The organism is Plantactinospora sp. ZYX-F-223 (genome assembly GCF_039649625.1).
GTDB lineage: Bacteria > Actinomycetota > Actinomycetes > Mycobacteriales > Micromonosporaceae > Plantactinospora.
In genome coordinates this window covers 1-13606 of the sequence record NZ_JBDJAV010000071.1, presented here as the reverse complement: position 1 = coordinate 13606, position 13606 = coordinate 1, and the positions used below count along the sequence as shown (strand labels likewise).

Here is a 13606-nt window from a genome sequence, read left to right as displayed (position 1 = left end):
CCCTGCCGTGGCCGGACCGATCTGCCGTCGACGGCCCTGGCGATCCTTGATGCCAGCTCCGTCCCGCACGCCCTTGCCGCTGCCCCGCGCGCCGGTGCCTCGTGGCGTGCGGCGCCGTCGTGGAGTACTGGACGGTACCTAATACCGGTCGCTATCATGTGACACATGACAGCTCCTGGGCGGGGCGACGACGGCGCCGACCGGCAGGCCCAACTGCTGCGCGGGGTGCTCGACATGTGCATGCTCGCGCTGCTGCACGGCAGCCCGGCGCACGGCTACGAGCTGGTCCGGCGGCTCAACGACGCCGGGCTCGACACCGTCGGATACGGCACCGTCTATCCCCTGCTCACCCGGATGCGCCGGCTCGGACTCGTCGCCGACGAGGTGCAGGAGAGCCCGAGCGGACCGCCCCGCCGGGTGTACGCGCTCACCGAGGCCGGCCGGCGGACGCTGGCGGCCTGGGCCGGACGGTGGCACGGATTCGTGCAGACCATCAACGCCACGCTCACCGACGTGGCGCCCTCGACGGAGAGCACGGAGAGGTGACCATGAACAGCACGGACGACGCCGACAGCCCGAGCGGGCACGCCCTCGCCCTGGCCGACCGGGAGTGGCGGGCCATGGGCATCGTCGCCGCCGACCGGATCGCCCTGGCCCGTGACCTGCGGCTGGAACTCGCCGGTGCGGCGGCCGACGGGATGACCCCGGAGCAGTTGCTCGGCGCCGACGTACGCCGGTTCGCCCGGGACCTCGCGGTGTCGGCCGGGGTACGCCGGGCACCGTACGAGTTCCGCCGGCTGCTGCTGACCGGGCTGGCCGGCGGCGTACCCGGGCTGGTGCTCACCTTCGTACTGGTCTGGCAGTGGTGGCTGGTGCCGCTACACCTGCTGGTCGGGATGGACCCGCTGCCGAACTTCCTGCTGCGGTACGTGCTGAGCGCGCTGGTCTTCGTCGCCGGCGTACTGCTCGCGGTGCGGTGGGGCATGCGGGACAGCGCGGGGATCGATCGCACGGTGACCCGGATGGCGCTGCTGGTGCCGCCGGCCGGCCTCCTGGCCCTTCCGGTGACGATGGGGTTCGCCTGGCTGACCGGCTACAGCCTGACCCCGCCGGTCCTGCTGGCCGAGGCGGGCATCGTGGGCGGCGCCCTGGCCGGGGCGGTGGTGCTGGCCCGGCGCTGGGCGCTGAGCCCGATTCTCGGCTCCGGGCAGCCACCCGCCGACCCACCCGGTGCCGCGCCACCGCCCGGCCCGCCCCGCACCGGCCCGAAACCGGCCGGTCCGGCGCCGGAGCCGGGCCCACCCCGGGCCGTCCCGGGCTGATCACCGGGTCTCTCGTCCCGGGGCTGATCACCGGGTCTCTCGTCCCGGGGCTGATCACAAACGCCGGTGTCGTCCCGGCTCGCCGTGACCCGGTCAGCCACCCGGGTCGACGCCGGCCTGCCCGCTGGCGACCGCCGGCCGGTCCGGCCGGTTCTGCCGCCCGGTGCGGGCGAGCGGACCTGAGCGGGCGACACCGCGTTCCGCCGCTGGCCTCTGCCCCAGGCGACCAGCGACCTTCCGGGCCGGCGGCACCGTACGGCTGAAGCGGCTGATCCTGGTCATCGACGCCGGTCGTACCGTCCGGGCGGTCCACTACCCGATTCCGGACGTGACCGGTGGGGTGGCGGAGACCCTGCGGCTGGTCCGGACCCTGGCCGACTCGCCGGCCGCCGGTGCGGACTCGCCGATCGCCGAAGGCCCGTCGGGCAGAACGGTCATTCCGGACGCCCGGTCCTCAATCTCCGCCGGCACCGGCTAGTCCCGCCGGACCGAGCCGACGTCGGCAGCGTCGGCGCGGGTACGGTGTGCGGAGCCGTTCGACGGGCCGACGGCGTCCCGCCCGACTCCACTTTCCCCCGAGGAGTGCAAGATCAGATGAGCGATCCGGTCCAGAGTCCCGAGCAGCCGGGGCCGACGAGCCAGCGGCGTCCGACCAAGCAGGAACGACGGGCCGCCGCGGAAGCGGCCGCGGCTCAGGCCGCCGCGAACCGGGCCCGTGTGCAGCGGGTGGCCGGCGGGACCGTCGGAATCGTCCTGGCCGGGCTGGGCGTCGCCGCCATCGTCGTGCTGCCGCAGGTGATGGACGACGCCCCCAGCTCCTCGGCCGCTCCGGCGGCCGCCGCGACGACTCCGCCGGCCGCCGAGCCGACCGCCCCTCCGGCGCCGACGGGCGCGCCGGAGAGCCCCGGGGCGCCGTCCCGGCCGCCGGCCGACCTGGATCCCCGGCTGGCACAGCGGCCGACCGTCGAGGCCGGTCGCGGTGAGCTGACCAAGCTCACGGTGACGCCGCTGGTCGAGGGCACCGGGCCGGCGGTGCGGGCCGGCCAGACGATCACGGTCAACTACGTCGGCGCCTCCTACCGGACCGGTCAGGAGTTCGACGCCTCGTGGAACCGGGGCCAGCCGTTCCCGCTGCAGATCGGCGTCGGCGCCGTGATCCCCGGCTGGGACCAGGGTCTGGTGGGGGTCAAGGCCGGCAGCCGGGTACAGCTCGACATTCCGGCGGACCTCGCCTACGGCGACAACCCGACCGGCGGCGAGCCGGCCGGCCCGCTCCGGTTCGTCGTGGACATCCTGGCGGTGCAGTAGCCCGTCGGGGCGCGGAGACGACGACGGCGGCCGCGACATTGTCGCGGCCGCCGTGCGCTTGTCGGGTACGCCCGGTCGGGCTACCGCTTCCGCCTCAGACCGGAGTAGACGCGGAAGTCTTCTCGCTGGGTTCGGCCTCGGCGGCCGGCGCCACGGTGTCGATCGCCTCGACGGTCTCCTCGTCCCGGTGCGCCCGGTACTGCCGGATCGAGTACGCCAGCGCGAGCGCCCAGACCAGGTAGATCGCCGCGTAGACGGAGTACCGTACGCCGTCCGGCGCGTCGATCCAGTCGCTGCGCAGCAGGGTCCGGGCATTGGTCACGATGATCACGCCGCCGACCGCCGAACCGAGGATCCGTGGCGGGATGTGCCGGACCAGCCAGGCGGCGATCGGCGCGGCGATCACGCCGCCGAGCAGCAGCGCGACGACCCAGCCGAAGTTGACGTTCTCGCTGCCCAGGCCGATCAGGAAGCCGATGCTCGCGGCCACCGCGACCAGGAACTCGCTGGTGTCGATCGAGCCGATCACCTTGCGCGGCGCCATCCGGCCGCTGGCCAGGATCGCCGGGGTGCCGACCGGCCCCCAGCCGCCGCCTCCGGTGGAGTCGACGAACCCGGCGAGCAGTCCGAGCGGGGCCAGGAACCGCTTGCGCAGCGGCAGGCCGAGACGGTCCCGGGGGATGCCGGCGGCGGTGAACCGGACCAGGATGTAGATCCCCAGGGTGAGCAGCAGCAGCGCCATGATCGGCGCGGCGACCTCGGTGGAGAGGCTGGCCAGGAAGGTGGCGCCGGCGAACGCGCCGATCGCCCCCGGTATGCCGATCTTGGCGACCACCTTCCAGTCGACGTTGCCGAACCGCCAGTGCGCGGCACCGGAGGCCAGCGTGGTGCCGATCTCGGCCAGGTGCACGGTGGCGGACGCCGCCGCCGGGTTGGTGCCGATCGCCAGCAACAGGGTGGTGGAGGTCACGCCGTAGGCCATGCCGAGACTGCCGTCGACGAGCTGCGCGCCGAGCCCCACCAGGGCGAGAAGCAGAAGTTTTCGCACGGGACGTTCCTTCCCGGGAATTGGTCGAGGCAGGCCCGTCCGGGCTGGCGGTCGCGGCGTTCCGGCCGGGGCCAGCGCCGTCAGTTCGGACGATGGGCGTACCAGGGGCGGGTACGGGACGGTGGTGAAACCGCGCACCGCTGCGCCGATTCCCCATCTAACCCATAGGGATTGTCGACCCGGCGATCCCGGCAGTCAACCCCGGCGACCCGAAGAACCACCCGGTCGGCGACCGCGGCGGCCCGGGCGATGCCCCCGCGGTCGGCCGAACCGGCCGGGTCGGGTCACTGAACCTTCGCAACCTCCCCGTACGGTCCGTGGTGTCCGCAGGGTGGAAGTCGGGGGGCGCACGCGCCGCGCTGTCCAGGTTGAAAAGGCTCACTCCACCCGGTACCCGCCGCCGCCCGGCCCGGCCCGCAGGATCAGCCGGGCCGGCAACACGCTGGCGGCCACGGCCAGCACCACGCATCCGGCCACCAACAGCCCGATCGTCGAACCGGGCACGACCAGCTCGACCGGTACCCCGACCTGCTCGCTGAGCGCCGAGCGGATCGCCAGCAGCGCGACCATCGACACCAGCAGGCCGAGCGCGGTGCCGATCGACAGCACCAGCCCCGACTCGGCGGCGACCGTGGCGAGCACCTGGCGGACGGTCGCGCCGGAGCGGAGCAGCACCAGCAGTTCCCGGGCCCGGTGCGCGGTCGCCATCAGCAGGGTGTTCGCCAGTGCGATCGCGGTGTAGCCGGCCGAGACCCCGATCAGGATCAACGTGCCGAGCCAGACCAGCCGGTCCTCGGCGGCGTCCCGTTCCGCCGCGTACTCGGCGACGCCGACCAGCCGGGCCCCGAGCGCCGCCCAGGGGCCGGCTCCGCCGCCGTCCTGGCCGACCGTCGCCGGGGTGAAGACCGCCTCGGTGAGTGCCGACGGATCGTGCGCCCGGATCACCTCCCGGGCCAGCAGCAACTGCGCCGGGATGGAGCCGTCGGCGACCACCGCCGCCACCCGGACCTGCCCGCCGGTGCCGTCCGGATAGCCGAGCAGCGCGGGCGCCCCCGCCGACCAGCCCAGTCGACCGGCGAGTTCGGCGGTGACCACCGCGGTCTGCGTTCCCCGGAAGGCCGCGAAGTCCCCGGAGAGCACGCTCAGTCGCCCGTTCACCCGGGCGAACCCGGCCGGGTCCACCCCGGCGGCGATGATCGGGATACCGGCACCGGTCGCCGCGCCGCCGGGTGGATCGGCGTAGACGGTGCTGGGCAGCAGTGCGGTGCCGGGGACGGCGGCCACCGCCGCGTCCGACAGTCCCGGCGTACCGGCCGGGACGAGCACCGAACCGGCCCGGATCGCCGCCGCGTCCCGGCTCGCGTACGCGCCGGCCGAGGTGGCCACCGAGCCGGCGATCAGCACCGCGAACCCGACCGTCAGCAGCATCGGCGCCGACGTCGACGCGGTACGCCGCACCGCGGTCAGCGCGTTGCGCCGGACCAGCATCCCGGTCGCCCCGGGCAGCCGCTCCAGCGGCCAGGTGAGCGCGTACGTCAACGGCGGCACCAGTACCGGGGCGAGCAGGGTCAGCCCGCCGGTCAGCGCCATCGCCGCGTACAACGCGTAGTTCACGATGTCGTCCGGGCCCGCCCCGGCCAGCCGTACGGTCAACAGCAGCCCGAAGGCGGTGGTGAGGATCCCGCCGACCCACCGGGACTTGGTCATCGGTCGCCGGTCCACCACCGCCTCCCGCAGCGCCTCCAGCGGGCGTACCCGGCCGGCCCGGCGGGACGCCGACCAGACCCCGAGCAGGGCGACGACCAGACCGACCAGGTACGCCGCCGCCGGTGGCCAGGGCTCGATCCGCACCCGGAACCCGACGGGCTGGAAACCGGCGTCGACCAGCAGGGCGCCGAAGGCCGGCGCACCGGCGGTACCGAGTACCGCTCCCACGGCCGCCCCGACGGCACCGACCGCCAGCGCCTCGGTGTACATCAGCCGGCGGAGCTGTCCCGGGGTGGCGCCGACGGTACGCAGCAGCCCGAACTCCCGGCGCCGCTGGGCGACCCCGAACGCGAAGGTGGAGGCGACGACGAAGATCGAGACGAACCCGGCCAGCGCCGTCATCGCGGTCAGCACCTGCATGCCGATCCACCGGGTCCGGACGTCCCGGGGCGGCTCGACCTCCGCCCGGTCGGTGCCGGTCAGCACCGTACCGTCCCGGCCGACCACCGACTCCGCCGCCGCCCGTACCGCCGCGACGTCGGCGTCGTCCGCGACGACCAGGCCGATCAGCCGGACGCCCCGGGCCAGCGGTGCCGCGACCGGATCGGCGAGGTAGAAGCCGGGTCCGTCCACGGTGCCGGCGACGGTGTACCCGGCCGGCCCGGTCGCGGTCAGCAGGGTGACTGGGCTCCCCGGGGCCAACCCGAGCGCCCGGTCCAGCACCACCTCGTCCGGCCCGACCGGCGGGCCGCCCGCGACCAGCCGGTACGGCGCCAGTGCCGCACTCGACCAGCCGTGGCCCTGCGGATCCCCCAGCGCGGGCTCGCCGACCGGTCGGCCGTCGACGACCGCCTGGGCGTAGAACGACCGGTCCGGTACCGCCGCCGCCACCCCGCTGATCGCGGCGAGCCGCCCGGTCAGTTCGGCGACCCGCTGCGGCGACCACGGGCGGCGCTCCGGGAAGGTGCCCGGTGCCGCCTCGACCGCGGGCGCGGCGACCAGCACCTCCGCGCCGGCGTACCGGTCCGGCACCCGGGGTTGCGCGGAGACCAGGATCAGCGCGGTCATCGACATCAGCGCCACGCCGAGGCAGAGCGCGACGAACGGGCCGAGCAGTCCGGTCCACCGGGCGCGCAGCGCCGCGAAGCTCAGCATGCCGGCTCCAACCTGGTCATCCGGGCCGCGATCGTCTCCGCCGCCAGGTCGCCGCCGAGTTCGTCCACCACCCGGCCGTCGGCCAGCAGCACGACCCGGTCGGCGTGGGCCGCGGCCACCGGGTCGTGCGTCACCATCACCACCGTCTGCCGGTGCTGGTCGACGAGGTTGCGCAGCAGCCGCAGGATGTCCCGGGAGGTCCGGGTGTCCAGCGCGCCGGTCGGCTCGTCGGCGAAGAGCACCGCCGGCCGGCTGATCAGGGCGCGGGCGATCGCCACCCGCTGCTGCTCCCCGCCGGAGAGTTCGTCCGGGCGGTGCCGGCCCCGTCCGGCCAGACCGACCTCGGCCAGCGTCGCGTCGAGTTCGGCCGGGTCGGGCCGCTGGCCGGCCAGCCGCAGCGGCAGCGCCACGTTCTGCGCCGCGGTCAGCGCCAGCACCAGGTTGTACGACTGGAAGACGAACCCGACTCGGGCCCGGCGCAGCAGGGTCAGCGCGGTCTCGCCGAGGGTGCCGAGGTCGGTGCCGTCGATGATGACCGTGCCGCCGGTTGGCCGGTCGAGCCCGGCGGCGCAGTGCAGCAGGGTCGACTTGCCGGACCCGGACGGCCCCATCACGGCGGTGAAGGTGCCCCGGTCGAAGTCGACCGTCACCCCGTCCAGCGCGGCCACCCGCCGGGCCCCGGTGCCGTACGCCCGGACGACGTCGCGGAGCCGCACGGCGACGGTCAGGTCCGGTGTTTCCTCTCGTTGCGTCATGCCGTCGAAGATCTGGCATCGGCGGCCCCGGCACATCGGAGCGGAGCCGTCACTTCCGGCCCGGCTCTGCGGGCTACCCGACCGCCCCGACACCCGTCGGATCAGACCGCAGGATGACCCGCTCCGGGTGGACGCGACAGGGCGGGCCGGCCGCTACCGTCGACGGATGACCGCCGTGCACCCGCGTCCGCTGCTCACCCGCCGGTTGCGCAGCGTCGACCTGATCGCCCTCGACGTGCTGGCGGCGCTTGGCCTGGCGGTGATCTGCGGGTATGCCGCCGCCGACCCACCCACCGCGACCGGGTACCCCGATCCGCTGGTCCGGGAACCGGTCTGGCTCTCCCTGCTCTGCACGGTCGTCGTCTCGGGGCCGATCGCGGTACGCCGGCGCTGGCCCGTACCGGTGCTGGCGGTGGTCACGGTCGCCGCGTTCTCCGCCGTACTGGTGGAGGTGGTGCCGGTCTACGCCTCGGTCTCGGTGTTCATCGCGGTCGCGTTCGCGCTCTACCAGGTGGCGCTCGGCGACGAGTTGCGCCGCTCGGTTCCGGCCCTGCTGCTGGTGCTGGCCGGCGCCGCGCTGGTGATAATTCCGAAGACCGCGGACTGGGACGAGGCGGTCAGCGGGCTCGGTTTCCTGCTGGTACTCCTGACCGCGACCTGGATCCTCGGCCGGGCGGTACGCGAGCGGCGCGCGTACGCGTCCCGGTCGGCGGCGGAGCTGGCCCGGCAGGCCACGGTCGACGAGCGGCTGCGGATCAGCCGCGAGCTGCACGACATCGTGGCGCACAGCATGAGCGTGATCACGGTGAAGGCGGCGATCGCCAACCACGTGGCGGAGTCCCGGCCGCAGGAGGTCCGGGACGCGCTGCGGGACATCGAGGCGACCAGCCGGAGCGCGCTGGCGGAACTGCGCCGTACCCTCGGCGTGCTGCGCACCGGCGCACCGGGTACGCCGGTCGAGTTCAGTCCCGCGCCGGGCCTGGCGGACCTGCCGGGTCTGCTGGAGCGGGCGGCGGCGGCCGGGGTGGCCGCGGAGCTGGCGCTGGAGCTGCCCGCCGGGGCGGAGCCGCCGGAGGATGTCGGCCGCTCGGTGTACCGGATCGTCCAGGAGGCGCTGACCAACGTGGTCAAGCACGCCGGACCGGTCCGGTGCCGGGTCGCGGTGGCCGGTGCCGGTGCCGAGTTGCGGATCGAGGTGACCAACGAGCCCGGTCGACCGGTCCGTCCGGCCGATCCGAAGGGGCAGGGCCTGATCGGCATGCGCGAGCGGGTACACCTGTACGCCGGCACATTCGAGGCCGGCCCGGCCGCCGATGGCGGGTTCCGCGTCTCGGCCCGGCTGCCGTACCGACCCGCCGAACGCCCGTCCCCGCTGGCCGCCGCGCCTCCGCCGGCGGTCGAGGCGGGCCCGGGGAGCGGCTCGGCCGGAGCGGGCCGGTGACCGACCAGCCCGTCCGGGTGCTCATCGCCGACGACCAGGCGCTGCTCCGGGGCAGCTTCCGGGTGCTGATCGAGACGACGCCGGGGCTGACCGTGGTCGGCGAGGCCGGCACCGGCGCCGCCGCCGTCGAGCTGGCCGAACGGGAGCGCCCGGACGTGGTGCTGATGGACGTCCGGATGCCGGAGCTGGACGGGATCGCCGCGACCCGGCGGATCGCCGAGTCACCCGCCGCCGGTCAGGTCCGGGTGCTCATCCTCACCACCTTCGACCTCGACGAGTACGTCTACGCGGCGATCCGGGCCGGCGCCAGCGGCTTCCTGCTCAAGGACGCTCCGCCGGAGGATCTGCTGACCGCGATCCGGGTGGTCGCCGCCGGGGAGGGGCTGCTCGCGCCGAGCGTGACCCGTCGACTGATCGCCGAGTTCGCCCGGCTGCCCGAACCGGACCGACCGGTGGCCAGGGAGCTGACCGGGGTGACCGACCGGGAGCGGGAGGTGCTGACCCTGATCGGACGCGGCCTGTCCAATCCCGAGATCGCCGGTCACCTGCGGCTCAGCCCGGCCACCGTGAAGACGCACGTCGGCCGGCTGCTCGCCAAGCTGCACGCCCGGGACCGCGCCCAGCTCGTCATCGTCGCCTACCAGACCGGCCTGGTCACGGTACCGGGTCGCTGACCCGCCGACTCGCCGTTCCCCACCCCCTCCCCAGCCCGCCACCGGAGCCGGTTGTCACCCGGAGCCGGTTGTCAGCCGAGCGGCTGTCGAGGGAGCCGTCGGTCCGGGGCGCCGGCCGGTGCCGGGTCAGTCACCGCCCAGGTGGACCAGCAGGAGCTGCTCCGGGCGCAGCGGCGGGGCCTGTAGGCCGGCGTGCCCGAGGGCGCGTCCGGAAAGTCGTACCCCGGAACCGGTGGTCCAGCCCGGCGGCGCCGGCAGGCCGCGCGCGGCGCCCTCCGGCGCGACCGCCCGCACCAGGTACCGGCGGTCCGGGTCCAGGCCGGGCAGGCGTACCGGTCCGGGGTTGGTGGTCGTCCCGGTCGCGGTGGCGACGATCGCCATGATCGCCTCGGACCGGTCCGCGGCGACCACCCCGTGCACCCAGAGCGCCGGATCCGGATGGTCGACCCGGACCACCGTCCCGCTGTGCAGGAGCGCGCGGTGCCGCTGGTAGAGCGTTACCCACCAGGCCAGTTCCCGGCGCTGCTCCGGGGTGGCCGCGGTCAGGTCCCACTCGATACCGAAGCTGCCGAAGAAGGCGGTGCCGGCCCGGAAGCCGAGGTCGTGGGTACGGCCCGTGGTGTGTGCCCGGCCCGCGCCGACGTGCGAGCCGATCAGTTCCGGCGGCAGCAGGAGCTGGGTCCAGCGCTGGATCGACTGCCGTTCCAGGGCGTCGATGCAGTCGCTGCCCCAGATCCGGTCGGTCCGTTCCAGGATGCCCAGGTCGACCCGGCCACCGCCGGAGGAGCAGGATTCGATCTCCAGCCCCGGGTGGCGGTCCCGGAGCGTGTCGAGGAGCCGGTAGGTCGCCAGGGTCTGGCCGTGCACCCCGGGCCGCCCCGACGGCTGGTGGCCGGCGTCGATCAGGTCCCGGTTGTGGTCCCACTTCAGATACCCGATCCCGTACTCCCGGACCAGCGCGTCGAGCCGCCCCAGCACGTACTCGTACGCCTCCGGGTGGGTCAGGTCGAGGACCTGCTGCCAGCGGGCCTGCCGGGGCAGCCGGCCTCCGGTGCCGAGGATCCACTCCGGATGCGCCCGGGCCAGTTCCGAGTCGGGGTTGACCATCTCCGGCTCGACCCAGAGCCCGAACTCCAGCCCCAGCCCGTGTACGTGTGCGACCAGCGGATGCAGCCCGTCCGGCCAGACGGCCGGGTCGACGTACCAGTCGCCGAGCCCGGCCCGGTCGTCGCGCCGGCCCAGGAACCAGCCGTCGTCCAGGACGAACCGCTCCGCCCCGACCTCGGCGGCGGCGTCGGCCAGCGCGGTGAGCCGGTCGAGATCGTGGTCGAAGTAGACCGCCTCCCAGGTGTTCACCACCACCGGACGCGCCCGCCTCGCGGCCCGCGCCGACCGGCGCAGATGGGCGTGGTAGCGGGCCGACATCTCGTCCAACCCCTGCCCGTAGGACGCGTAGAGCCAGGGCGTGCGGTAGCGCTCGCCCGGCGCCAGCTCGATCTCGCCGGGCAGCAGCAGCTCGCCGGCGGCGAGCAGCGCCTCGCCGTCCGGGGTCCGCTCGGCGTGCAGCCGGTGGTTGCCACTCCAGCCGAGGTGCACCCCCCAGACCTCACCGGACCGGAAGCCGAAGCCGGTCGTACCGGCCACCATCAGCAGCGAGGCGTCCAGGCCGGGCTTGCCCCGGCGGCTCTCCCGGGATCGCGAGCCGACGGTGAACGGGCTCCGCTGGGGGCTGCGTTCCCGGCACCACCGGCCGGTCAGGTCGAGCAGCTCGTCCGCCTGCGGCGGCACCGGCAGCCCGAGCAGCAGCCCCTCCAGCTGGTACGGGTCGGCGTCCGGCGGGTTGGCCAGCTCGGCCCGGAGCCGGAGCAGCCCGGCCGGATCCAGTTCGAGTTCGACGACCAGATCGAGCCGGGCGGCCTCGTCCGTGGCGGTCACCACGATGGTCGCGGCCGACTCGTCCCGGTCGTCCCGTACCCGCAGCTCGGTGCGGCGGAACCGCGGTGACCAGTCGCGGCCGGCGCGGTGCCCGGTGAGCCCGGGCAGGCCGAACCAGGCGTACGTGTGCTCGGGCAGGATGCCGACCGGCCGGCCCTCGGGAGTGCCGGTCCGGACCGGCCGGCGCAGCGCGGTGCCGAGGTCGGCGAGTTCCGGCCCGGTGAGCGGTCCGAGGTCGGCGCCCCAGTGCAGTACCGCCGGCACGCCGGGATCGGTGCCGTCCACCAGCAGGCTGACTCCGGCCCGGCGCAGGTGGATCAGGCCGCCGCCGCTGGCGGGGCTCGGTGCCGGCTGGCGGGTCTGACTCGGCACGGTCACGGGGTACGCCTCCACGGGTCGCGGTATTTGTGACGCCCTGGCCCGGGTAGCGTGCCTTCGGCCGTCCTGTCCCGTCAACGCCCCGCCGTCCCGGCGCCGGCTCGTCGGGGCTCGCCAGCGGGCCGTCAAACCGGGTACGGGCGGACCGCCGGCATGGTGGACAATCGGCACCGTGACCGATAGCAGCATTCCTCCCGCCGCGTCCGTCGGCGGGGAGTCTCCGCTCGAGGACCTGCGGTGGCGGGGTCTCCTCTTCGACTCGACCGATCCCGCCGAGCTGGCGGAGCACTTCCGCTCCGGTCCGGTGACGTTCTATGTCGGGTTCGACCCCACCGCGCCGAGCCTGCACATCGGCAACCTGCTGCAGGTGGTGACCGCCCGCCGGCTCCAACTCGCCGGGCACCGCCCGCTGCTGCTGGTCGGCGGGGCGACCGGGCTGATCGGCGATCCCAACGAGCGGGGCGAGCGGACGCTGAACAGCCCGGAGGTGGTGGCGAGCTGGGTGGATCGGATCCGCCGGCAGCTCTCCCCCTTCGTGTCGTACCAGGGCGACAACGCCGCCCGCCCGGTCAACAACCTGGACTGGACCGGCGAGATGTCGGTGGCGGAGTTCCTCCGCGACGTCGGCAAGCACTTCCCGGTCAACCGGATGCTGGCCCGCGAGGTGGTGAAGGCGCGGCTGGAGAGCGGGATCAGCTACACCGAGTTCAGCTACCAGCTCCTCCAGGCCAACGACTTCTTCGAGCTGCACCGGCGGTACGGCTGCACGCTGCAGTTCGGCGGTTCGGACCAGTGGGGCAACATCACCGCCGGCGTCGACTACGTACGGCGCCGTGGTGCCGGGCCGGTGCACGCCTTCGTCACCCCGCTGGTCACCAAGGCGGACGGTACGAAGTTCGGCAAGACCGAGGGCGGTGCCATCTGGCTCGACCCGACCATGACCAGCCCGTACGCCTTCTACCAGTTCTGGGTCAACAGCGACGACCGGGACGTGGCGCAGTACCTGCGCTACTTCAGCTTCCGCTCGCATGAAGAGATCGAGGAGCTGGAGAAGATGACGGCGGAGCGGCCGGCGGCCCGGATCGCCCAGCGGGCGCTCGCCGAGGAGCTGACCGCGCTGGTGCACGGGACCGAGGAGGCCCGGCAGGCCGTCGCTGCCAGCCAGGCCCTGTTCGGCCGGGGCGCGCTGGACGAGCTGTCTGCCGAGACGCTGCGGGCGGCGCTGGCCGAGGCCGGCCTGGTGCAGGTGGAGAGCCTGCCGCCGGTGGCCGGGCTGCTCCGCGAGACCGGCCTGGTGAGCAGCCTCAACGAGGCGCGCCGAGCGATCACCGAGGGCGGCGCGTACGTCAACAACGAGCGGGTGACCGACGTGGAGGCGACGGTGCCGGCCGAGTCGCTGCTGCACGGCCGCTTCCTGGTGCTGCGCCGGGGGAAGCGGACCTTCGCCGGGGTGGAACTGGTGCCCGGTCGATGATGTGACCGGGAATGCCTTCCACGGATTTGACGTTGCATCCTCCAGACGCGTAATTTTCTCTCTGCCACGGAGGAACGGACGAACGGCGCGAAACGCGCAGGAGGCCGGATCCGGGGTAAGACCCAGGTCAGAGGGTGGTTCACCACCCGAAGGGCCTGGCGGGCGGGGCGACTTCGATGGCCTGGCAGGGCGATTTGGAGTTGCGGACCTGACCGGGTAGAGTGAACGATCGGCAGTGAGCCGGGCGAGCGCGTGGGTGACTCCGCGAGCGGCCGGACTGCCGGAATCCTAGATCGGCACAGTCGATAGGCTGTGCGCTGGTCCAGGGATTAGCTCGATCGACTGAAGTGGATGTTGAGCCGAATTTGTTCGGTTTGACGACGCGAAAACGGTCAGCTAACGTACTACG

General features: G+C 74.1%; 11 protein-coding genes. 7 read left to right on the top strand and 4 right to left on the bottom strand.

Features of this window, described 5'->3' with window-relative positions; translation table 11 throughout:
• Window positions 1-165: 165 nt before the first annotated feature.
• From AAH979_RS39345 to AAH979_RS39330, 4 genes are all read left to right on the top strand, one after another.
• Window positions 166-546 (top strand): PadR family transcriptional regulator, encoded by a 381-nt coding sequence (locus AAH979_RS39345; protein ID WP_346263203.1) that lies wholly within the window; start codon window positions 166-168, stop codon window positions 544-546.
• Between the two features lie 2 nt (window positions 547-548).
• Window positions 549-1322, top strand: coding sequence for a hypothetical protein (locus tag AAH979_RS39340; RefSeq protein WP_346263202.1), 774 nt, complete (start codon window positions 549-551; stop codon window positions 1320-1322).
• Between the two features lie 163 nt (window positions 1323-1485).
• Window positions 1486-1800, top strand: coding sequence for a hypothetical protein (locus AAH979_RS39335; protein WP_346263201.1), 315 nt, complete (start codon window positions 1486-1488; stop codon window positions 1798-1800).
• A 116-nt stretch (window positions 1801-1916) separates the two neighbouring features.
• Window positions 1917-2630, top strand: coding sequence for an FKBP-type peptidyl-prolyl cis-trans isomerase (locus AAH979_RS39330; protein ID WP_346263200.1), 714 nt, complete (start codon window positions 1917-1919; stop codon window positions 2628-2630).
• 94 nt (window positions 2631-2724) lie between these two features.
• Here the strand turns inward: AAH979_RS39330 and AAH979_RS39325 are convergent, their stop codons facing one another.
• From AAH979_RS39325 to AAH979_RS39315, 3 genes are all read right to left on the bottom strand, one after another.
• Window positions 2725-3678 carry a sulfite exporter TauE/SafE family protein gene (locus AAH979_RS39325; RefSeq protein WP_346263199.1) on the bottom strand — a complete coding sequence of 318 codons (954 nt, stop codon included), beginning with the start codon at window positions 3676-3678 and terminating at the stop codon, window positions 2725-2727.
• A 378-nt stretch (window positions 3679-4056) separates the two neighbouring features.
• Complete coding sequence (locus AAH979_RS39320; protein WP_346263198.1) at window positions 4057-6540, bottom strand: FtsX-like permease family protein; 2484 nt, start codon at window positions 6538-6540, stop codon at window positions 4057-4059.
• A complete protein-coding gene (locus AAH979_RS39315) occupies window positions 6534-7295 on the bottom strand; it encodes an ABC transporter ATP-binding protein (protein WP_346263197.1) in 762 nt (253 codons plus the stop codon). The genes AAH979_RS39320 and AAH979_RS39315 overlap by 7 nt, the downstream gene beginning before the upstream one ends.
• Window positions 7296-7461: 166 nt before the next feature.
• On the opposite strand from AAH979_RS39315, the gene AAH979_RS39310 reads away from it, so the two are divergent.
• Both AAH979_RS39310 and AAH979_RS39305 read left to right on the top strand, forming a co-directional pair.
• Entirely contained in the window at window positions 7462-8736 is a 1275-nt protein-coding gene (locus tag AAH979_RS39310; protein ID WP_346263196.1) for a histidine kinase, read from the top strand.
• Window positions 8733-9410, top strand: coding sequence for a response regulator transcription factor (locus AAH979_RS39305; RefSeq protein ID WP_346263195.1), 678 nt, complete (start codon window positions 8733-8735; stop codon window positions 9408-9410). Before AAH979_RS39310 ends, AAH979_RS39305 begins: the two co-directional genes overlap by 4 nt.
• A 126-nt stretch (window positions 9411-9536) precedes the next feature.
• On the opposite strand, the gene AAH979_RS39300 is transcribed toward AAH979_RS39305, so the two are convergent.
• Window positions 9537-11723 (bottom strand): alpha-galactosidase, encoded by a 2187-nt coding sequence (locus AAH979_RS39300; protein ID WP_346263194.1) that lies wholly within the window; start codon window positions 11721-11723, stop codon window positions 9537-9539.
• A 172-nt stretch (window positions 11724-11895) separates the two neighbouring features.
• Here AAH979_RS39300 and tyrS point away from each other — a divergent pair, with 172 nt between their 5' ends.
• Window positions 11896-13197 carry a tyrosine--tRNA ligase gene (gene tyrS / locus AAH979_RS39295; protein ID WP_346263193.1) on the top strand — a complete coding sequence of 434 codons (1302 nt, stop codon included), beginning with the start codon at window positions 11896-11898 and terminating at the stop codon, window positions 13195-13197.
• Window positions 13198-13606 lie beyond the last annotated feature (409 nt).